This window comes from Streptomyces sp. SL06 (assembly GCF_058244745.1).
Genome location: NZ_JBSYOT010000002.1, coordinates 3,906,543 through 3,927,181, shown reverse-complemented (window position 1 = coordinate 3,927,181; position 20,639 = coordinate 3,906,543). Strand labels below are relative to the sequence as shown.

The 20,639-nt window shown below is 71.6% G+C and carries 19 protein-coding genes and 1 pseudogene; 10 read left to right on the top strand and 10 right to left on the bottom strand.

All coding sequences use genetic code 11. The features are described 5' to 3' along the window. Window positions 1-32: 32 nt before the first annotated feature. The 4 genes from AC4IHM_RS17955 to AC4IHM_RS17940 form a co-directional block, all read right to left on the bottom strand. Window positions 33-1,547 (bottom strand): ABC transporter permease, encoded by a 1,515-nt coding sequence (locus tag AC4IHM_RS17955; RefSeq protein WP_490868032.1) that lies wholly within the window; start codon window positions 1,545-1,547, stop codon window positions 33-35. Then, window positions 1,544-2,404 (bottom strand): ABC transporter ATP-binding protein, encoded by an 861-nt coding sequence (locus AC4IHM_RS17950; RefSeq protein ID WP_490868031.1) that lies wholly within the window; start codon window positions 2,402-2,404, stop codon window positions 1,544-1,546. The genes AC4IHM_RS17955 and AC4IHM_RS17950 overlap by 4 nt, the downstream gene beginning before the upstream one ends. Window positions 2,405-2,472: 68 nt before the next feature. Next, entirely contained in the window at window positions 2,473-3,336 is an 864-nt protein-coding gene (locus AC4IHM_RS17945; protein ID WP_490868030.1) for a zf-HC2 domain-containing protein, read from the bottom strand. Beyond that, the gene (locus tag AC4IHM_RS17940; RefSeq protein WP_490868029.1) at window positions 3,333-3,875 is read right to left on the bottom strand and encodes an RNA polymerase sigma factor; all 543 of its coding nucleotides are present in this window, start codon (window positions 3,873-3,875) and stop codon (window positions 3,333-3,335) included. Before AC4IHM_RS17940 ends, AC4IHM_RS17945 begins: the two co-directional genes overlap by 4 nt. 239 nt (window positions 3,876-4,114) lie before the next feature. Here AC4IHM_RS17940 and AC4IHM_RS17935 point away from each other — a divergent pair, with 239 nt between their 5' ends. The 7 genes from AC4IHM_RS17935 (at window position 4,115) to pstB (ending at window position 12,361) form a co-directional block, all read left to right on the top strand. Beyond that, window positions 4,115-6,355, top strand: a complete 2,241-nt coding sequence (locus tag AC4IHM_RS17935; RefSeq protein ID WP_490868028.1) for an RNA degradosome polyphosphate kinase — start codon at window positions 4,115-4,117, stop codon at window positions 6,353-6,355. After that, a complete protein-coding gene (locus AC4IHM_RS17930) occupies window positions 6,336-7,466 on the top strand; it encodes a CHAD domain-containing protein (RefSeq protein ID WP_490868027.1) in 1,131 nt (376 codons plus the stop codon). The genes AC4IHM_RS17935 and AC4IHM_RS17930 overlap by 20 nt, the downstream gene beginning before the upstream one ends. Window positions 7,467-7,498: 32 nt before the next feature. Further along, window positions 7,499-7,945 carry an NUDIX hydrolase gene (locus AC4IHM_RS17925; protein WP_490868026.1) on the top strand — a complete coding sequence of 149 codons (447 nt, stop codon included), beginning with the start codon at window positions 7,499-7,501 and terminating at the stop codon, window positions 7,943-7,945. Between the two features lie 228 nt (window positions 7,946-8,173). Further along, window positions 8,174-9,307 (top strand): phosphate ABC transporter substrate-binding protein PstS, encoded by a 1,134-nt coding sequence (pstS, locus tag AC4IHM_RS17920; protein WP_490868025.1) that lies wholly within the window; start codon window positions 8,174-8,176, stop codon window positions 9,305-9,307. A gap of 130 nt (window positions 9,308-9,437) precedes the next feature. Further along, complete coding sequence (pstC, locus tag AC4IHM_RS17915; protein WP_490868024.1) at window positions 9,438-10,445, top strand: phosphate ABC transporter permease subunit PstC; 1,008 nt, start codon at window positions 9,438-9,440, stop codon at window positions 10,443-10,445. Beyond that, window positions 10,442-11,497 carry a phosphate ABC transporter permease PstA gene (gene pstA / locus AC4IHM_RS17910; RefSeq protein ID WP_490868023.1) on the top strand — a complete coding sequence of 352 codons (1,056 nt, stop codon included), beginning with the start codon at window positions 10,442-10,444 and terminating at the stop codon, window positions 11,495-11,497. The genes pstC and pstA overlap by 4 nt, the downstream gene beginning before the upstream one ends. A gap of 87 nt (window positions 11,498-11,584) precedes the next feature. After that, a complete protein-coding gene (pstB, locus tag AC4IHM_RS17905) occupies window positions 11,585-12,361 on the top strand; it encodes a phosphate ABC transporter ATP-binding protein PstB (protein ID WP_490868022.1) in 777 nt (258 codons plus the stop codon). A 111-nt stretch (window positions 12,362-12,472) separates the two neighbouring features. On the opposite strand, the gene pitH is transcribed toward pstB, so the two are convergent. Both pitH and AC4IHM_RS17895 read right to left on the bottom strand, forming a co-directional pair. Further along, window positions 12,473-13,471, bottom strand: a complete 999-nt coding sequence (gene pitH / locus AC4IHM_RS17900) for a low-affinity phosphate transporter PitH (RefSeq protein WP_490868021.1) — start codon at window positions 13,469-13,471, stop codon at window positions 12,473-12,475. Window positions 13,472-13,478: 7 nt separating this feature from the next. Next, entirely contained in the window at window positions 13,479-14,099 is a 621-nt protein-coding gene (locus AC4IHM_RS17895) for a DUF47 domain-containing protein (RefSeq protein ID WP_490868020.1), read from the bottom strand. Window positions 14,100-14,346: 247 nt separating this feature from the next. Between AC4IHM_RS17895 and AC4IHM_RS17890 the strand changes: the two genes are divergently transcribed. Continuing rightward, window positions 14,347-14,718, top strand: coding sequence for a metal-sensitive transcriptional regulator (locus tag AC4IHM_RS17890; protein ID WP_490868019.1), 372 nt, complete (start codon window positions 14,347-14,349; stop codon window positions 14,716-14,718). On the opposite strand, the gene AC4IHM_RS17885 is transcribed toward AC4IHM_RS17890, so the two are convergent. Together AC4IHM_RS17885 and AC4IHM_RS17880 are read right to left on the bottom strand one after the other, a co-directional pair. Continuing rightward, window positions 14,704-14,868: a hypothetical protein gene (locus AC4IHM_RS17885; protein ID WP_490871019.1), complete on the bottom strand. Its 165-nt coding sequence runs from the start codon at window positions 14,866-14,868 to the stop codon at window positions 14,704-14,706. The genes AC4IHM_RS17890 and AC4IHM_RS17885 overlap by 15 nt on opposite strands. A 76-nt stretch (window positions 14,869-14,944) precedes the next feature. Beyond that, window positions 14,945-15,855, bottom strand: a pseudogene (locus AC4IHM_RS17880) (SCO4651 family lipoprotein). A gap of 392 nt (window positions 15,856-16,247) precedes the next feature. Here AC4IHM_RS17880 and AC4IHM_RS17875 point away from each other — a divergent pair. Next, window positions 16,248-17,825: an FAD-binding oxidoreductase gene (locus tag AC4IHM_RS17875; protein ID WP_490868018.1), complete on the top strand. Its 1,578-nt coding sequence runs from the start codon at window positions 16,248-16,250 to the stop codon at window positions 17,823-17,825. A 15-nt stretch (window positions 17,826-17,840) separates the two neighbouring features. On the opposite strand, the gene AC4IHM_RS17870 is transcribed toward AC4IHM_RS17875, so the two are convergent. Then, window positions 17,841-18,551 carry a phosphatase PAP2 family protein gene (locus AC4IHM_RS17870; protein ID WP_490868017.1) on the bottom strand — a complete coding sequence of 237 codons (711 nt, stop codon included), beginning with the start codon at window positions 18,549-18,551 and terminating at the stop codon, window positions 17,841-17,843. 236 nt (window positions 18,552-18,787) lie between these two features. Next, on the bottom strand, window positions 18,788-19,795 hold the full coding sequence (locus AC4IHM_RS17865; RefSeq protein WP_490868016.1) for a C40 family peptidase: 1,008 nt from the start codon (window positions 19,793-19,795) through the stop codon (window positions 18,788-18,790). A gap of 408 nt (window positions 19,796-20,203) precedes the next feature. On the opposite strand from AC4IHM_RS17865, the gene AC4IHM_RS17860 reads away from it, so the two are divergent. Beyond that, complete coding sequence (locus tag AC4IHM_RS17860; protein WP_019526682.1) at window positions 20,204-20,512, top strand: DUF8827 family protein; 309 nt, start codon at window positions 20,204-20,206, stop codon at window positions 20,510-20,512. Window positions 20,513-20,639 lie beyond the last annotated feature (127 nt).

The window sequence follows — 20,639 nt, the reverse complement described above, 5'->3', positions numbered from 1 at the left end:
GCGCCACACCGGGCCGATCAGGGCCCGTGCCACTACGCGCACGAGTCCACCCGCCCCGGTCCGGCCACGCCCAGCAGTTCCGCGGCCCGGTCGGTCGTGACGCCCGGCTCGGTCAGCTCGGCCCAGTGCGCCTTGACCCGGTCGCCCACCCCGGACCGCGGCTTCTCCAGCAGACGGCGTACGACATCGGTCTGACCCGCCGTCATGGACAGCGGCTCGGTGGGCGACAGGACGAGCGCGGGCCCCTTCACACTGTCGTCGAGACGGACCCGGCGCAGGGTGTTCACCGGGTCGTCCTGCCAGCTCACCGCGAGCCACATGAGGGTGACCGTCCGCCCGTCGCACAGCTCGCTCGCGGTCCTCTCGTCGCCCGTGACCAGGACGGCGGCGACGGCGGTGGAGAACTCGGGGACCCGGTTGCCGCCCCAGGCGGTGCCCACGGTCACCCGGCCCGGCCCGGCCGGCGGGGCGAGCGCGGTGTCGGCCCCGAGTCCGTGCCGGGCGTCGATCCGCTGCCGTACGACGAGCCGCCGGTCGTGCGCGGAGCCGCCGGCGAGGGCCTGGACCCGGTCCACGACCCCGGCCCAGGTGCCGACGCGGGGCTCCCACTCGGGAAAGGCGCAGTACGTCGAGCCGCCGCGCTCGACGCAGGTCTGGTCGGGACGGACCGAGGCGCGCTCGCGGGCCGCGGTCAGCGCAGGCGACGGCGCCACGCCGCCGGCCTGGAGGACCCCGCCCGTCACGGCCAGCGCCAGGCCGGCGGCGACGCCCGCGCCGACGGCCGGTTTCCGCCCGCCGGAGGCGAGCACCGCGAGGAAGGCCACGCACAGGACGGCGCCGACCAGATACAGGGCGTGCCAGGCGGCGGGCCGTCCCAGCAGGTCGGAGGGCAGGGCGTGGGAACCCTGCTCGAAGACGACCGGCGCCAGCCACGTCAGCCCCTTCGCGCCGCCGGTGGGCGCGCCCAGGACGACGGTGAACAGCAGCAGGGCCACGAGCAGCGGCCCGGCGAGCGTCACCCGCACCACCCGGCCCAGCAGCACCCCGAGCATCCCGAACAGCAGCACCGTCAGCGGCCCGACGGCCAGCTCGGCCGGCGAACCGTGTCCGACCGCACCCGGCTTGAACGCCTCCCAGGCGAACTGCCCGGCCACCAGCACCGCGGTGAGCAGGGCGGCCGGTACGACGGACAGCGCGTGGGCGGCCGTCCGGCGCCAGGGCGGCATCGCCAGCACACCGAGCTGGTGCCCGGTGCCGTACCGCACGGAGCGCAGGGCGGCGAAGTCGGCGGACAGCAGGACGGCGAAGCCGACCAGCATCGGCACGCTCTGGGTGGACCGGTCGACGTCCTGGAGCGCCGGGTACCCGTCCCAGGAGTCCCGCGTGTGCCAGACGATCCACGCGGCGTGCGCCACGTAGGCGACGACCACGGGAACCCTCGTGAGCAGCCTGCGCGCCTCGAACAGGGCCAGGGCGAACACGGCCCGCACCCCACCGGGCGCGGCGGCCCGGACCGCGGGCGGGGCGGGGGTCAGTACGGCGCTCACGCGGCCACCTCCGCGTCGGTGCCGTCGAGGGCGAGGAGGTAGCCGTCCTCCAGGGTGGGTTCGAGCAGCTCGGCGCCGTCGGGCGGGCTGCCCACGTTCCGGAAGGAGCCGGCCCCGGTCCGCCACCCGGCCTTGGCGCCCGGGTCACGCTCCGCGCTGCTCCACACGCATCCGGTGGCCCGCGCGGTCAGCTCGGCCGGGGTTCCCTCGAACCGCACCGACCCCGCGGCCATGACGACGACCCGGTGGCAGAGCATCGCCACGTCCTCGGTCTGGTGGGTGGACAGCAGGACGGTCCGCCCCTCCCCGGCCCCGGCGATCAGTTCCCGAAACCGCATCCGCTGCCGCGGGTCCAGCCCGACGGTGGGCTCGTCGAGCACCAGGAATCCGGGCTCCCCGACCAGCGCCGCCGCGAGGGCGACCCGCTGGCGCATGCCCCCGGACAGCTTCTTGATCTTCCGGCCGCGCACCTCCCCGAGGTCGACCTCCTCCAGCACCCGCCGCACCTCGCGGTGCCGGTCCTGGCGGCCGGTCATCTCCTTCAGGACGGCCACGTAGTCGACGAACTCGAAGGCCGTGAAGTCCGGGTGGAAGCCGGGGGTCTGCGGCAGATACCCCAGCCGCCGCCGCACCTCCTGCCGGCCGCGCGAGGTCCCGGGGTCGTGCCCGAGCACGGTGACGGCGCCCCGGTCGGCGGGCACGGCGGTGGCCAGCACGCGCAGCAGCGTGGTCTTGCCGGCCCCGTTGGGGCCGAGCAGCCCGGTGACGCCGGGGGTCAGCCGCAGCGACACGTCGTCGAGGGCGCGGGTGCGGCCGTAGCTCAGACACAGTCCGGCCGCGGAAACGGTGGGGGTCATAGGGAACTCCCGTACAGGAAAGAGATCAAAAGGGGATCAAGAAGGGAGGATCAAGAAGAAGGAGGGGCTCACGCGGCACCGCGCGCGAAGACGTTGAACCGGTCGCGCAACAGGAACAGCAGCCCGCCGGCCAGCACGGCGACCAGCCCCGAGACGCCCTGTCCGGCCGCGGTGAACGGCGCCAGCGGGTCGCCCTCCGCGCCGCGCGCCGAGTCCGCGGCCAGCAGCACGGCCACCCAGACCCCCGCGACCACGGACGGCGCGGCCACCGGACCCAGCCGGGGGGCCAGCGCGAGCCCGGTCGCGGTGAGCGCGAGGCCGGGCAGCAGCCAGGCCAGCGCGCCCGGCCCGTACTGCGGCAGGGCGAGGGTCGCCACACCGCCGACCCCCAGCGCCACGACCAGCACGGCGACCGTACGGATCATCAGCAGCCGGAACCCGTGCGTCGGCGAGACGACCGCCATCTCGTACGTCGGATCCAGCGCGGGCCCGTAGGCGAGCGCCACCCCGGCCAGCGGCAGGAGCGGGGCGAAGGCGAGGAACACGGTGGGCGCGCCGACGGCTCCGGCCGCGAAGGCGGCGGCGAAGGCCAGCAGCAGCACCGTGACGACCGCGCCCAGCCAGGAGCCGCGCAGTACGGGGGTGGCCGCGAGCAGCCGCGCGGTGCCGTCTCCGACGCCGCACCGCACCAGCAGCCCCTCGAACCGGCCCGGCCGGGGCGCGTCCAGCTCGGCGTCGAGCCGCTCCCACCCCGCGTCCAGTGCGGCGATGTCACCCACTTGGGCGAGCACGCCCCGGCAGCGCGCGCAGGCGGCCAGATGGGCGTCGGCGGACCACAGCGCGGGCACCGCGAGACCGCCCCGGGCGTAGGCCCGCAGATCGTCCTCGTCCACATGCCAGGTGCCCCGGCGACGGCTGTCCTCGGTACTCATGCCAGCGCCTCCCGCAGCTGCCGGCGGGCGCGCATCGCCCGCGTCTTGACCGTGCCCGGCGGAATGCCGAGCAGGACGGCCGCCTCGCGGGTGGTCAGCCCGTCGACGACGGTGGCCTGGAGCACCGCGCGAAGCTCCGGGGAGAGCCGCACCAGCGCGCCGGCCAGGTCGCCGTGCTCCACCCCGGCAAGCACCCGCTCCTCGGCCGAGACCTCGTCCCGGTGCCGCAGCCGCGCCAGCGCCTGCCGCAGCCGGCCCCGCGCCCCGTCGCCGCGCAGTGCGTCCACGAGCCGCCGCGATCCGATCCGCCACAGCCAGCCGGCCACGTCCCCCTCCCGCCGGTAGCGCGCGCTGCCGCGCCACACCGCGAGGAAGGTCTCCTGCACGACGTCGTCGACGACGGCGGTATCCGCGCAGCGACCGCGCATACGGGCGGTCAGCCAGGGCGCGTACCGGCGGTACAGCTCCTCGAAGGCCCGCCGGTCGGCGTCGGCGGCGACGGCCCGCAGCAGCTCCCCGTCGCTTCTCGTTTCGCTCACGTCTCCTCATCGCGCGAACCCGGCCGACCGGTTCACACGAGCGCAGAGGAATTTCGCGCAGGGATTCTCCGGGCGGGGGGGCGACCACCGGAGGCAGCCCGCCGATAGCCCGCACGCCATGTCCCCGTAACCATTGGTTCAGACAGTCTTGCGACGCTCACCGAATGAAGCCGACCGAGCCGGAACCTTCCGCGCCCTCCGACGCGCCTGTCCCGCGCGTGGCGCGGAAGAATGGGTTCATGAGGCAGCCGAACACCCAGGCAAACGTCCAGCACACGCAGCCCTCCGTAGGCTCCATCGCCGCGCACCGTTCGCACACCGTGGCCGCCACCGTCTCCGACCTGGAGCCCGACATCGACGCAGACCTCGACGCGTACGAGGAGTCGGAGGAGTCCCAGGCCGGCGGCGCCCGGCTTCCGCAGGGGCGCTTCCTGGACCGCGAGCGCAGCTGGCTGGCGTTCAACGAACGCGTTCTCGAACTCGCCGAGGACCCGGACACCCCGCTCCTCGAACGGGCCAACTTCCTCGCGATCTTCGCCAGCAACCTGGACGAGTTCTTCATGGTCCGCGTCGCCGGCCTCAAGCGGCGTATCGCGACCGGTGTCGCCACCCGCTCCGCCTCCGGCCTCCAGCCCCGCGAGGTGCTGGACATGATCTGGGCCCGCTCGCGCGAACTCATGGCCCGGCACGCCGCCTGCTTCCACGAGGACGTGGCCCCGGCGCTCGCCGACGAGGGCATCCACCTGGTGCGCTGGAGCGAACTGGCGGAGAAGGAGCAGGCCCGCCTGTTCACCCTCTTCAGGCACCAGATCTTCCCGGTCCTGACCCCCCTCGCGGTCGACCCGGCCCACCCCTTCCCGTACATCTCGGGGCTCTCCCTCAACCTCGCGGTCGTCGTGCGCAACCCCGTCACGGGCAACCGCCACTTCGCCCGCGTCAAGGTCCCCCCGCTGCTCTCCCGCTTCCTGGAGGCCGCGCCCGGCCGGTACGTCCCCATCGAGGACGTGATCGCCGCCCATCTGGAGGAGCTGTTCCCGGGCATGGAGGTCCTGGAGCACCACGCCTTCCGCCTCACCCGCAACGAGGACCTGGAGGTCGAGGAGGACGACGCCGAGAACCTGCTCCAGGCCCTGGAGAAGGAGCTGATGCGGCGCCGCTTCGGGCCGCCGGTGCGCCTGGAGGTGGAGGAGTCGGTCGACCGCGAGGTCCTCGACCTGCTGGTGCGCGAGCTGAAGATCGGCGAGGCGGAGGTCTACCCGCTCCCCGGCCCCCTCGACCTCACCGGGCTCTTCCGCATCGCGGGCATCGACCGCCCGGAGCTGAAGTACCCGAAGTTCGTGGCCGGCACCCACCGCGATCTCGCCGAGGTCGAGTCGGCGTCGGCGCCGGACATCTTCGCCGCCCTGCGCAGCCGCGACGTGCTGCTGCACCACCCGTACGACTCCTTCTCCACCTCCGTGCAGGCCTTCCTTGAGCAGGCCGCCGCCGACCCGGACGTCCTCGCGATCAAGCAGACGCTGTACCGGACCTCGGGCGACTCCCCCATAGTCGACGCGCTCATCGACGCGGCCGAGTCCGGCAAGCAGGTCCTCGTGCTGGTCGAGATCAAGGCCCGCTTCGACGAGCACGCCAACATCAAGTGGGCCCGCAAGCTGGAGGAGGCCGGCTGCCACGTCGTGTACGGGCTGGTCGGCCTGAAGACCCACTGCAAGCTCTCCCTGGTCGTCCGCCAGGAGGGCGAGACGCTGCGCCGCTACAGCCACGTCGGCACCGGCAACTACCACCCGAAGACGGCCCGCCTCTACGAGGACCTCGGCCTGCTCACCGCGGACCCGCAGGTCGGCGCCGACCTCTCCGACCTGTTCAACCGCCTCTCCGGCTACTCCCGGCGCGAGACCTACCGCCGGCTCCTGGTCGCCCCGAAGTCGCTGCGCGACGGCCTGGTGTCCCGGATCCACAAGGAGATCCAGCACCACCGCGCCGGCCGCCCCGCCTACATCCGCATCAAGGTCAACTCGATGGTCGACGAGGCCGTGATCGACGCGTGCTACCGCGCCTCCCAGGCCGGCGTCCCGGTCGACGTGTGGGTGCGCGGCATCTGCGCGCTGCGCCCGGGGGTGCCGGGCCTGTCGGAGAACATCCGGGTCCGTTCCGTCCTCGGCCGCTTCCTTGAGCACTCGCGCGTCTTCGCCTTCGGCAACGGCGGCGAGCCGGAGGTCTGGTTCGGCAGCGCCGACATGATGCACCGCAATCTCGACCGCCGGATAGAGGCCCTGGTGCGGGTCACCGACCCGGCCCACCGGGCGGCCCTCAACCGGCTGCTGGAGAACGGCATGTCCGACGGCACCGCCTCCTGGCACCTCGGCCCGGACGGCGAGTGGACCCGGCACGCGACCGACGCCGACGGTCAGCCCCTGCGCAACATCCAGGAGATGCTCATAGACGCCCGGAGGCGCCGGCGTGGCACAGCGACACCTTGACCCGACGGACCCCACGGCCACCGCCGGGCCACCGGTCCCCGCGGACGCGGGCACCCTCGCGGGCTATCTGCGCGCCCAGGCCACTGAGTTCCTGCGCGCCCTGCGCCAACACCGCGAGTCGGGGGCGGGCGCGAACGGCGCGAACGGCCCGAACAAGGCGGCCCCGCCCGCCGCGGGACAGGTGGACGCGGCCCGCGCCCTGCGCCGCGCGGCCCGCCGCCTCAGCGCCACCCTGCACACCTTCCAGCCCCTGCTGGACGCCGACTGGGCGGAGGGCATGCGCCCCGAGCTGGCCTGGCTGTCCGGCACGCTGGCACTGGAGCACGCCTACGCCTCCCGCCTGGACCGCCTGCTCCACGCCCTGCACCGGCTCTCCGGCTCGTCGGCGTTCCCGGCACCGCGCCCGGCGGACCGGGCCGCCGCGACCGTGCCGCCCGCCGCGCCCGCCGACGCCCGCCCCGCGCCCCAGGACCGCGGCAATCCGACCGTGGGCGCGGCCAAGGCGGGCGCACTGCTCGACCGCCAGCTCACCCTGGCCCGCACCCGGGCGCACTCCACCGCCCTCCAGGCCCTGGGCAGCAGCCGCTTCCACGCGGTCGCCGACAAGGTCGCGCTCCTGGCCAGCGAGGTCCCCCTGCGCCCCGCCGGCCCCGGCTCCCCCACCGACCTGCGCCCGCTCGCCCAGGCCGCGCGAGAGCGCCTCACCGACGCCGTGGCCGCGCTCCCCCTGGTCACCGCGGGCAGCCCGTACAACGCGGAGGCGCTGGTCCACGGACTCGCCCCGGACCCGGCGCCGCACCCCCAGGACGCCCCGTGGCACCAGGTGCGCCTGCTGCTGCGCCTGCACCGGTACGCGCTCGAGGTGCTGGCGGGCGAGCACACCGACGGCCGCGCCGACGTACGCCTCCTGGCCGCCGGAGAGGCCCTGGACCGCCACCGCGACGCCGCGGAGGCGGCCGCGGCCGCGGCGCAGGCCGCCCGCACACCGCGCATCGCCCCGGCGACGGCGTACGCGCTCGGCGTGCTCCACGCCGACCAGCGGCATGAGGTGGAGGCGGCGAGGTACGCGTTCCAGCACAACTGGCGCAAGGAGCCCCTCGGACTGCCGTAGGGGCGGCCCAGGACAGGAGACGTGAAGCCACCGTGAGCCCGGCCGACGACCCCACCACCGTCCACGCGGCGGGCTGCGTCCTGTGGCGCCCGGCCCCGCGGCCCGCCGGCCCCGGCCTGGAACTCTGCCTCGTCCACCGCCCGAAGTACGACGACTGGTCGCATCCCAAGGGCAAGCTGGAGCCCGGCGAGGACCCCCTGGCGGGCGCCCTGCGCGAGGTCGCGGAGGAGACGGGGTACGCCGCCGCGCCGGCCGCCGAGCTGCCCACCGTGCGCTATTTCGCGGGCGGGCGCCCCAAGGAGGTCCGGTACTGGGCGGCGGCGGCCACCACCGGCGCCTTCGCCCCGTCCGACGAGGTCGACCGCATCCTGTGGCTGCCCCCGGAGGCCGCCCGCGCCCGGCTCACCGAGCCCCGGGACCGCTCCCTGGTCGACGCGCTGCTCGCCACGCACCCCCTCGGAACCTCTCCGTGTCCTTGACGTAAGCGTTCCGTGACCTCACCGCACCGACCACAGGGGTTCACCCGCCGTTCATTCACGCCCATCGGCGCCTTCACCTGATCTGCCTAATTTCGGCATTACCCGATACGGGCGCGCTTTTCGAAAACGCGGCCGTATCACCCGGTCTTCGACATCCTCATCGGCTTCAACGCCACTCCTCGCACGCCGCCGATTCAGGACGGCGGCTCCTGGAAGGAACTCCCTCAAGTGAAGCTTCAGCGCATGAACCGGCGGGCCCTCGCTCTCGGTGCTCTCGCCGTCTCCGGCGCCCTGGCCCTCACGGCGTGCGGCTCCGACGACACCAGCGGCGGCAGCGGCGGCGACTCCAGCACCGCGGGCGCCGCCGCCAAGAGCGACATCACGTGCGACGACGCCAAGGGCCAGCTCCAGGCCTCCGGCTCCTCCGCCCAGAAGAACGCGATCGACGCCTGGGTCAAGCAGTACGTCACGGCCTGCAAGGGCGTGCAGATCAACTACAACCCGACCGGCTCGGGCGCGGGCATCACCGCGTTCACGCAGGGCCAGACCGCGTTCGCCGGTTCGGACTCCGCGCTGAAGCCCGAGGAGATCGAGGCGTCGAAGAAGGTCTGCACCGACGGCCAGGCCATCGACCTGCCGATGGTCGGCGGCCCGATCGCCGTCGGCTTCAACGTCCCCGGCGTCGACGCCCTCGTCCTGGACGCCCCGACACTCGCCAAGATCTTCGACAGCAAGATCACCAACTGGAACGACGCGGCGATCACCAAGCTCAACCCCGACGCCAAGCTGCCCAACCTGAAGATCCAGCCCTTCCACCGCTCGGACGAGTCCGGCACGACCGACAACTTCACCAAGTACCTGAAGGCCGCCGCGCCCAAGGACTGGACCTACGAGGGCGGCAAGTCCTGGGAGGCCAAGGGCGGCCAGTCCGCGCAGGGCTCCTCGGGCCTCGCCCAGCAGGTGAAGCAGACCTCGGGCGCCATCTCGTACTTCGAGCTGTCGTACGCCAAGGACGGCGTGAAGACCGTCGACGTCAAGACCGAGGCCGCCGAGCCGGTCAAGGCCACCGTCGAGAACGCCACCGCCGCCATCGGCGCGGCCAAGGTCGTCGGCACCGGCCAGGACCTCGCGCTTGAGCTGGACTACACCCCGAGCGCCGACGGCGCCTACCCGATCGTCCTCGTGACGTACGAGATCGTCTGCGACAAGGGCAACAAGGCTGAGTCCCTGCCCGCCACCAAGTCCTTCCTGAACTACGTGGCCTCGGAGGACGGCCAGGGCCTGCTGGCCGACGCCGGCTACGCCCCGATGCCCACCGAGATCATCACCAAGGTCCGCGAGACCATCTCGGGCCTGAGCTGACCCCGAGTGCGGTCCGGCCCCCTCACCGGGGCCGGGCCGCACCGTCCGGTGCACCGCCGCCAGGAGCCCCCGCCGCAGGACGGCTCCGCCCGAGCCGCCGACCACGGCGGCTCCGCAGACCGGAGAACCGATGGACATGACTACGGACACCCAGACACCAACCTCCCCCCCGCCCCAGCCGCCCACCCCGGCGGACAAGCGCGCCGCCCGCGGCGCCACCCGTCCCGGCGACCGGATCTTCCTCGGGCTCTCCCGCGGATCCGGCATCCTCGTGCTGGTCATCATGGCCGCCATCGCGGCCTTCCTCACCTACCGCGCCTCGCTCGCGATCAGCAAGGACGAGGCCAACTTCTTCACCAGCTTCGAGTGGAACCCCAGCGGCAGCCCGGTGCAGTTCGGCATCGCGGTCCTGGCCTTCGGCACCATCGTGTCGTCGATCATCGCCATGGCCATCGCGGTCCCGATCTCGGTCGGCATCGCCCTGTTCATCACGCACTACGCGCCCCGCAAGCTGGGCGGCACCATCGGTTTCGTGATCGACCTGCTCGCCGCCGTGCCCTCGATCGTCTACGGCCTGTGGGGCGCGCTCGTCCTCGTGCCGCACCTGGACGGGCTCTACGGGTGGATGGACGAGTACCTCGGCTGGACCGGGATCTTCGCCTGGGACGGCGGCCCGGCCCGCTCGCTGTTCACCGTCGGCATCCTGCTCGCGATCATGATCCTGCCCATCATCACCAACGTCAGCCGTGAGGTCTTCCGGCAGGTCCCGCGCATGCACGAGGAGGCCGCCCTGGCCCTCGGCGCCACGCGCTGGGAGGTCATCCGGATGTCGGTGATCCCCTTCGGCCGCTCCGGCGTGATCTCCGCCTCGATGCTCGGCCTCGGCCGCGCGCTCGGCGAGACGATGGCCGTGGCCATGGTGCTCTCCCCGACCTTCGACATCAGCGCCAGCCTGCTCGACCCGGGCGGCGGCACCTTCGCCCAGAACATCGCCAGCAAGTTCAACGAGGCGACCGTGATGGGCCAGGACGCGCTCATCGCCTCCGGCCTGGTGCTCTTCGTCATCACGCTGCTGGTCAACGGCGCGGCGCGCATGATCATCGCCCGTCGCAAGGAGTACTCGGGGGCCAACGCATGAGCCACGCAACCCTTACCCCCAAGAACCGCGGCTCGCTGCGCGGCACCACGCTGCCCAAGTGGTTCCCCTGGGCGGTCGTGGCCGGCTCGGTCGTCGTCGGCCTCGCCATCAGCACGGCGGCCGGACTGCACAGCAGCATCCAGTGGGCGCTGATGGCGGCGGTCCTCTTCGTCCTCGGCACCTACGGCATCTCGGCCCGCGTCGAGGGCACCCGACAGGCCAAGGACCGGGTGGCCACCAGCATGGTGTGGGTCGCCTTCCTCGTGGCCCTGATCCCGCTGCTCTCCCTGATCTGGGAGACCGCCAAGCGGGGCGTGAAGGTCCTCGACGGCTTCTTCCTCACCCACTCGATGGGCGTGGTCGCCGACGACGAGGTGGGCGGCGGCATCTACCACGCCATCATCGGCACCCTGGAGCAGGTCGGCCTCGCCACCCTGTTCTCCGTGCCGATCGGTGTGCTCACCGCGATCTACCTCGTCGAGTACGGGCGCGGCAGGCTCGCCAAGGCCGTCACCTTCTTCGTCGACGTGATGACGGGCATCCCGTCGATCGTCGCCGGTCTGTTCATCCTCAGCCTGTGGGTCCTGATCCTGGACATGGGGCCTTCCGGCGTCGCCGGCTCGTTCGCCCTGTGCATCCTGATGATCCCCGTCGTCGTCCGCTCCACCGAGGAGATGCTCAAGCTCGTCCCCAACGAGCTGCGCGAGGCCTCCCTCGCACTGGGCGTGCCGAAGTGGCGCACGATTCTCAGGGTGGTCCTGCCGACGTCGATCGGCGGCATCACGACGGGCGTCATGCTCGCCGTCGCCCGCATCACGGGGGAGACCGCCCCCGTCCTGCTGCTGGTCTGGGGCACGAACTTCATCAACGCGAACCCGTTCTCCGAACCGCAGGCGTCACTGCCGATGTACATCTACCTGCAGTACGCCAACAGCGGCGGCGCCGGCGCGGCCTACGACCGTGCCTGGGCGGCGGCCCTGACACTCATCGCCTTCATCATGATCCTCAACCTCGTGGCCCGCGGCATCGCCCGCTGGAAGGCGCCGCGCTAACGACGTGCGGCTTCGCCGCGCGGCAGGTCACCGACGCGGCCGGCACACCACAGTCCGCGACCGGACCCGAAAGAAGCAGTGATTCCCATGGCCAAGCGCATAGATGTCAGCGGCCTCAACGCCTACTACGGCTCCTTCCTGGCCATCGAGGACATCTCGATGACCGTCGAACCCCGCTCCGTGACCGCCTTCATCGGCCCCTCCGGCTGCGGCAAGTCCACCTTCCTGCGCACGCTCAACCGCATGCACGAGGTCACGCCGGGCGGCCGGGTCGACGGCAAGGTCATGCTCGACGACGAGAACCTGTACGGCGCGGGCGTCGACCCGGTGGCCGTGCGGCGCGAGGTCGGCATGGTCTTCCAGCGTCCGAACCCGTTCCCCACGATGTCGGTCTACGACAACGTGGCCGCGGGCCTGCGCCTGAACGGCAAGTACAAGAAGTCCCAGCTGGACGATGTCGTCGAGAAGTCCCTGAAGGGCGCCAACCTCTGGAACGAGGTCAAGGACCGCCTGAACAGGCCGGGCTCCGGCCTCTCCGGCGGCCAGCAGCAGCGCCTGTGCATCGCCCGCGCGATCGCGGTCGAGCCGAACGTCCTGCTCATGGACGAGCCCTGCTCCGCACTCGACCCGATCTCCACCCTCGCGATCGAGGACCTGATCGGCGAGCTGAAGGAGCGCTTCACGATCGTCATCGTGACGCACAACATGCAGCAGGCGGCGCGCGTCTCCGACCGCACGGCGTTCTTCAACCTGGCCGCGGTGGGCCAGCCCGGCAAGCTGATCGAGATCGACGAGACGGAGCGCATCTTCTCCAACCCGTCGGTCCAGGCCACGGAGGACTACATCTCCGGCCGCTTCGGCTAGACCGTTCCCCCGGTCCCCTCGCGGTGCTGCATGGCGGTGCCACCGCGAGGAGCACAAGGGCCCGCCCCCGGACTCCGGGGGCGGGCCCACTCTCCCGGACGCCGGGCACCGCTACAGGAACAGCAGATCCACGACCCAGTAGGACACCGCCGCCACCACCGCGGCCGCCGGCATCGTGATGAACCACCCCATGATGATGTTCTTGGCGACGCCCCACCGCACGGCGTTCACCCGCTTCGTCGCCCCCACACCCATGATCGCCGAGGTGATCACATGCGTCGTGGAGATCGGCGCGTGGAACAGGAACGCCGACCCGAACATGATCGACGCGCCCGTCGTCTCGGCGGCGAAACCCTGCGGCGGATCCAGCTCGATGATCTTCCGCCCCAGCGTCCGCATGATGCGCCAGCCACCCGCGTACGTGCCCAGCGACAGCATCAGCGCACAGGCGATCTTCACCCACACCGGAATGGGGTCGCCGTAGTCCTCGACATCGGCGATGACCAGCGCCATCACCACGATGCCCATCGTCTTCTGCGCGTCCTGCAGACCGTGCCCCAGCGCCATGCCCGCCGCCGACACCGTCTGGGCGATACGGAAGCCGCGCTTCGCCTTGTGCGGGTTGGACCGCCGGAAGATCCACATGATCGCCGTCATGACGAGATAACCGCCGATCAGACCGATCACCGGCGAGACGAACATGGGGATGACGACCTTGTCGACGACCCCGTGCCAGTACACGGTCGTACTCCCGGCCAGCGCCGCCCCGACCATGCCGCCGAACAGCGCGTGCGAGGAGGACGAGGGCAGACCGAAGTACCAGGTGATGAGGTTCCAGACGATGGCGCCCACGAGCGCCGCGAAGAGGATCCCCATCCCCTTCGAGCCCTCGGGGGTCTCGATCAGCCCCTCGCTGACGGTCTTGGCGACCCCGGACCCGAGGAACGCGCCCGCGAGGTTCATCACGGCCGCCATCGCGAGCGCCGCCCGAGGCGTCAGCGCACGCGTCGACACCGATGTCGCGATCGCGTTCGCCGAGTCGTGGAAGCCGTTGGTGTACGTGAAGAAGAGCGCGACCCCGATGGTCACGATCAGAGCGAAGGTGTCCATGAAGGGGTCAGGACTCCTTGACCGCGATGGTCTCCACCGTGTTCGCCACGTGCTCGAAGGCGTCGGCCGCCTCTTCCAGTACGTCCACGATCTGCTTCAGCTTCAGCACCTCGATGGCCTCGTACTTGCCGTTGAAGAGGTGCGCGAGCAGCTTGCGGTGGATCTGGTCGGCCTGGTTCTCCAGCCGGTTGACCTCGATCCAGTACTCGGTGAGGTTGTCCATGGTGCGCAGGCTCGGCATGGCCTCGGCGGTCAGCTCGGCGGCCCGTGCCAGCACCTCGATCTGCTGCTCGACGCCCTTGGGGAGTTCCTCGACGTTGTAGAGGACGACCAGGTCGACGGCCTCCTCCATGAAGTCCATGATGTCGTCGAGGGACGAGGCGAGGTTGTAGATGTCCTCGCGGTCGAAGGGCGTGATGAACGAGGAGTTCAGCTGGTGGAAGATCGCGTGCGTGGCATCGTCGCCCGCGTGTTCGGCGGCCCGCATACGCTCTGCGATCTCGACTCGGGCGGATGCGTCCGCCCCGAGCAGTTCCATCAGGAGCTTGGAGCCCGTGACGATGTTGTCCGCGGAGGCGGCGAACATGTCGTAGAAGCTCGTCTCCCTGGGGGTCAGACGAAAGCGCACGTGGGGTCCTCGGGATGCATCGGTTTCGGTCAGGCTGATGCTAGGCGCATCATCCGGCCACGGCTAACGGGCCGTCTCCCAGTGTCGCCCATCGTGCAAAGTGATGAGCAGGGGGGCGGTGCCGGGTGCTCCGCCGAGGTCCACCTACCCAGCAAAGTTCGTTACGATATACCCGCCAGGGGTATATGTCCGTGGATCCCCCGATCCCCCCTGATCCGCCCGATCCGCCAACAACCAGGAGGACGCGATGACGACCACCGAGGCCGGCGCGGCAGGTGCGCCCTCCCCCGCCGTGGAGTCGGACGGGACGGACGCCGTGACCGACCACGACCGCGGGGTGCACGGGTACCACGAGCAGAAGGACGAGCACCTCAAACGCCTGCGCCGCATCGAGGGCCAGATCCGCGGCCTCCAGCGGATGGTCGACGAGGACGTCTACTGCATCGACATACTCACCCAGGTCTCCGCCTCCACGAAGGCCCTGCAGTCCTTCGCCCTGCAACTCCTGGAGGAGCACCTGCGCCACTGCGTCGCCGACGCGGCGGTCAAGGGCGGCGCCGAGATCGACGCGAAGGTGGAGGAGGCCACGAAGGCCATCGCCCGCCTACTGCGCACATGAGCGCTCCTCGGCCACGCGCAGCACCTCGTCGATGCTCTCCAGGCTGAGCCGCTCCCGGGCGGCCGACGCCGCGATGATCAGCTCGCCGCACAGCTCGATCTCGGCGAGGGCCACGTGGTCCTGAACCGTCGTACCGCCGACCGGAGCCACGCACGTCACCTCGTCTCTGCCGTCACCGACTTCCTAGAGTAGGGAGCGGCTACAGACCGCGCATGGCACGTAAGGGCTAGTCCTTGCCGCCCGCCCCCGCGCCGCCCGGTGCCGCTTCCGGCTCCGCTTCCGGCTCCGCGGCGATCCGGCCGGCGTAGATGTCCCGCTCCTCGGGCAGCCGTACACCGGCGGCGGCGCCGAAGTCGTACAGCAGGGTCGTCGAGGAACGTCCACGGTGCCCGGGTCCCGCCCGTTGGAGAAGCTGAAGCGGTGCCGGACCTTGCGGATACGGCCCTCGTCGTCGAGGTAGGCGTCGAACGGCACCTCGGCGGTGGCGAACCCCTCGGCCGCCGCGGCCAGGGACGCCCTGTTGTCGGACGTGGCGTTCCGGGCGGCCCGCGCGAGATCGGCGGTCCCCCGGTAGTGCCGCACCCCGGTGCCCGCGACCTCGGTCCGCCCCACGTACGTCGCGGTCCGCGTCCCGCGCAGCACCTCGGCCGCGGCAAAGGGGTCGGTCGCCCCGCCGGTCACCAGATTCCCGTCGGACAGCGAGGCGGTCTCCACCCGCACCCACTTGTCGTCGGGCACACCGGCGCCCCGGTTCTTCATGAACAGGGCCCCGGGTGCGAGCAGTTCGGTGATCGGCCGGTGCTCGCTCGATCCCGCCGGGTCCTGCGGCAGCCGCACCTTCAGCCGCCCGAGCCGCCCCTCGAAGTCGTACACACCCTCGCCCCGGATGGTCACCCGGGTCCCGCCGCTGGCCATCTCCATCGCGGTGCGCGTCCTGGCGCTCCCGGCGGCCACCAGCCGGTCGGCGGCCCGGTGCAGCACGGCGACCGGATCACCGGTGTCCGGACCCGACTCCTGCACGGCGGTCCCCTGCCCGGAACACGCCCCGCCGGTCAGACACACGCACACCACGCCGCCCACGACACCGAGACCGCCGCCCGTCCTCCTGCCCCGCCGCTCCCTCTGCCGCCCGACCATCGCCACCTACTCCAAGCGTCACACCACTTCCGGACCCTCCTGCCGTCCCCGTTAACGAGGGGCAGGTGACCCCGGTAACGTTGTGGGCGTGGCGCACCAGGACGGTCTCGAAGCTCCCCAGGACGCACCCGAGCACCTGACGACGACGGTCGAACAGGGCCCCTTCTGCCTCGCCCGCTGCACCTGCGGCTGGCGAGGCCCGGCCCGAAGAGCCAGAAGCCAGGCCCGCACAGACGCAAACACCCACGTCGCCACCTGACCCGCAGCGCCGACTACGGCCCACGCGCCCCAGCTGCGGGCAAGTCGTGCCTCGCCGGGCGCCCCGCCGGTGGAACCCGCACCCCCCAACGCCCCGTCTCCACCCACGAACCCCCACGGGACGCGGAGGCACCATGCACCGGCGCACATTCCTGGGCGGCACGGCCGCCACCCTCGCGGCAGCGACAGCCGCCTGCACAGGCAACCCCTCCCCAGACCCGGCGGATCCGGCGGACCCGGCACCGGGAAAGAACCCGGAAGGCACCCCCCGCCTCACCCCCACCGCGCCGGCCACCCCCCAGCCCCCCGCCACCTGGACCGCCCTGGCCAAGTCCCTCGACGGCCCCCTCGTCCGCCCCGGCGACCACGCCTGGCAGACGGCCCACCAGCTCTACAACACCCGCTTCGACACCCTCGAACCCACCGCCGTCACCTATCCCGCCCACCCCGACGACATCCGCACCGCCCTCTCCTACGCCCGCGCCCACCACATCCCCGTGGCGATCCGCAACGGCGGCCACTCCTACGCCGGCTGGTCCTCCGGCAACGGCCGCCTGATCATCGACGTATCGAAACTCAACCGCGTCCGAGCCTCCGCCGGCGAGGCGGTCGTCGGCGCCGGCGCCAAGCTGATCGACGTCTACCGCGCCCTCGCCGCGAAGGGCGCGACCATCCCGGCCGGCTCCTGCCCCACCGTCGGCGTCTCCGGCCTCACCCTCGGCGGCGGCCACGGCGTCGTCTCCCGCGCCTACGGCCTGACCTGCGACAGCCTCACCCGGGCCACCCTGATCACGGCGGACGGCAAGCAGCTCACCGCCGACGCCACCGACCACAAGGACCTGTTCTGGGCCCTGCGCGGCGCGGGCAACGCCACCTTCGGCATCGTCACGGAGTTCCGCTTCCGCACCCACCCCGCGCCCCAGGCCGTATCGGCGTACCTGACCTGGCCCTGGCCCAAGGCCGCCGCCGTCGTCCGCGCCTGGCAGGAGTGGGGTCCGGACCAGCCCGACGAGATCTGGTCCTCCCTCCACCTGGAGGCCTCCCCCGGCCGCACCCCCACCGTCTCGGTCTCCGCCTTCTCCCTTGGCACCCACGGCGAGTTGCAGAACGCCCTCGACCGCCTCGCCGACCGCGTCGGCTCCCCCGCGGGCAACGTCTCCCTCAAGCGCCGTACGTACGAGGAGTCGATGGAGATGTACGCCGGCTGCTCGTCCTTCTCCGCCGACGCCCGCTGCCACCTCCCCGGCACGGACCCCGGCCGCTCGCCCGAGGGCGCCCTCGGCCGCGAGACGTACGCCGCCCGCTCGGACTTCTTCGACCGCTCGATCCCGGCCGCCGGCATCCGCGCCCTGCTGTCCCAGCTCACCTCGGTCCGCGGCGGCGCCGGCAGCATCGCGTTCACGGCGCTCGGCGGAGCGGTGAACCGCGTCTCCCCGACGGCCACCGCGTTCGTGCACCGCCGCTCCCGGACGCTGGCCCAGTACCTCGTCTCCTGGCAGGCGGGCACGAGCGGCGGGCCGGCCCGCTCCTGGCTGGCGTCCGCGCACGGGGCGATGCGCCCGTACGCGTCCGGCGCCGCCTACCAGAACTACACCGACCCGGATCTGACGGACTGGCGGAAGGCCTACTACGGAGACGCGGCCCCGCGACTGGCGCAACTCAAGCGCCAGTACGACCCGGACCGCGTCTTCACTCACCCACAGGCGCTGTAGGCGCCGCTCCTCGCGTCAGGCGGCGAGATCCCGCTCGCCCGCCTCCGCACTCTCCTTGCCTGCGCCCGAGACCACCGCGTTCCGCCCGGCGGCGCCCTCTCCGGCCCGCGCGGCGACCAGCCACCCCACCCGCGGCGACCGCTCGACGGCCCGGGTCAGCGGCGTCAACAGGGCCATGGCGACCGGCGACAGCAGCAGCGCGACCGCCGTACCGAGGGCGAAGCCGCCCACGACGTCCGTCGGATAGTGCACGCCCATGTAGACCCGGGCGAAACCGCCGAACACCGCCAGCACGATCGCCACGAGCCCGAACTTCCGGTTGGCGACGAACAACGCGACGGCCAGGGCCATGACGAGCGTCGCGTGATCGCTCACGAAGGAGAAGTCGTCCTTCCCGTCGATGAGCACCTCGAGACCGTCATGGGTCTTGAAGGGCCGGGGCCGCTCGACGAAACCCCGTATCGGCACGTTGATCAGCACCGCGACACCGGCCGCGAGCGGCGCCCACACCAGTGCCGCCACGTTCGAGGCCGCGTCCTCACCGCCCCGCCGCCGTACGGACCACCAGCACCACAGCACCAGCAGCACGATCGCGAACAGCAGTCCGTACTCACCGACGAACTCCATGACCCGGTCGAACCAGTGCGGCGCGTCCTTGGCCAGGCCGTTGATGTCGTAGAGCAGCTCGACGTCGGGGTTCGACCCGGATTCGGCGAGTCCAGCCATGGTGCTGCGGCCCCTTCGTCATGTCCTCCGGCGCGCCGAACGCGCGCCTCTTCCGCCACCCCCGTGGTCGTAGATCCGCCGGTTCCTGTTGTCCCGCACACCTACACGCCAACAGGAACGCACGGCCCCCGTTGATACGTTCCACACTCCACTGAAAGATCACGCAGACGTTATCGAAGAGAGACACGTCTGCGCAGCTCAGGGCATGGGTTCACGCTGGGTTCAAACCATGGCATTCACACCGTGGTGGGCAGCGCTTTCGCGCCATCCTCGGTCACCCGGGTCGCGCCGAAGTAGTCGGGGGTGTCGATCGGGTCGAACCGGATCACGGCACCCGGCCGCGGCGCGTCGATCATGTACCCGCCACCGACATACATCCCCACGTGCCGGATGGCCCGGGAGTCGGTGAGATCGTCCGAGAAGAACACCAGGTCACCGGGGAGCAGTTCGTCCCGGCCTGGATGCGCCCCCGCGTTGTACTGGTCGTTCGCCACCCGGGGCAGCTCGATCCCCACACTCTCGTAGGCCGCCTTGGTCAGCCCCGAACAGTCGAACCGCCCACCCTGGTCGGCCGTCCCGTTCCCGCCCCACAGATAGGGCGTGTCGAGCTTCTGCTGCGCGTACGCGATGGCCGCGGCGGCCTGCTCGGAGGGATCGACCCGGGTGGTGGGCGCGGCGAAGCTCTTCTCCAGGGTGGTGATCGTCTTGACGTAGTTCCGCGTCTCCTCGTACGGCGGCACACCCTGGTACTTGATCACCGAGTAGGGCCCGGCGTTGTAGGAGGCCAGCATGTTCTCCGTCACATCCCCGGGCACGTCCTTGACATAGGAGGCGAGGGAGCAGTCGTACGAAGCCGCCGACGGAATCGCGTCGTTGGGGTCCCACACGTCCCGGTTGCCGTCGCCGTCCCCGTCGATCCCGTGGACGGCCCATGTCCCGGGGATGAACTGCGCTATCCCCTGCGCCGCCGCCGGACTCTGCGCCTTCGGATCGAAGCCGCTCTCCTGGTAGAGCTGGGCGGCGAGCAGCGCGGGGTTGAGGGCCGGGCAGAGATTGCCCCACTTCTGCACGAGCGTCTGGTACGCCGCGGGCACCGACCCCTCGGCGAGGTTCTTCGACCCGCCGCCGGCGCCGCCCGCCGGGGTCCCGGCGACGAGGTAGACCCCCACGACGAGCAGCATCATGAAGGAGAGGCCCGAACCGAGAACCACCGTCCCCGCGATCCACGCCTTACGCACCGTCAACCGCCCCTCGCCGTCCAGGAGTCGTCGCCGCCGTCAGTGTAGAGGCGGCCGGCCGGTGACGGACATCACCGGACGAACACCATCACGCCTGATCACCCGACCGACCGTCAGAACCTTTCGCCAGGACGCGAAAGAGGCCTAACGACCCAGCCGCACGACAGGTTTCGCCCAGGCCTCGTTGCCCGGCGTGACCTGCCGTGATACACAGAGTGACGATACGTCACTTCACCCAACCGTTCCGCGCCCGCACGAGCATCCTGCGCGAGGCGGTGGCAAGCTATTCGTACGAAACCCGCCAATCAATGACGCCAAGTCGACATACGACGGTGCCATTGTCGGCGACAATGAGGCCTGACCTCTGCACGTCCGCAGAGGGTGCGGAACTACCCAACAGGGGCGGTGACTTACATGCTCTTTGCGGCCGACGAGGGAGACATCAACACCATCATCGGGGGGATCGCCCCGGACTGGGGACCCTTCGGCAGCCTGGGCAACGAGGCGAAAGTGATGATCGAGGTGGTGATGGCCGTCGCCATCCTGCTCTGCCTCGGCATCGCCATCTGGGGCGCCGCCAAGCAGCGCATCGGCGCCACCGCGCTCCGGGACACCTTCAGCGCGGAACAGGGCAAGGGCCTCATCATCGCGGGGCTGACGGGCGTGTTCATCATCGGCTCGCTCGGCACGCTCTTCACCATCGTGTACGGGATGGCCGTGTAGCCCGGCGCGCGTCCGTCCCTCCCCTCCCATCCCACCCGCCCGTCGTGCCAACCGGCTGAGGTTGCGTTTCCCTGATGTCGAGTCACCACACCGCGCCCGCGCGGGAACCAGCACGGCTACCGTCGTA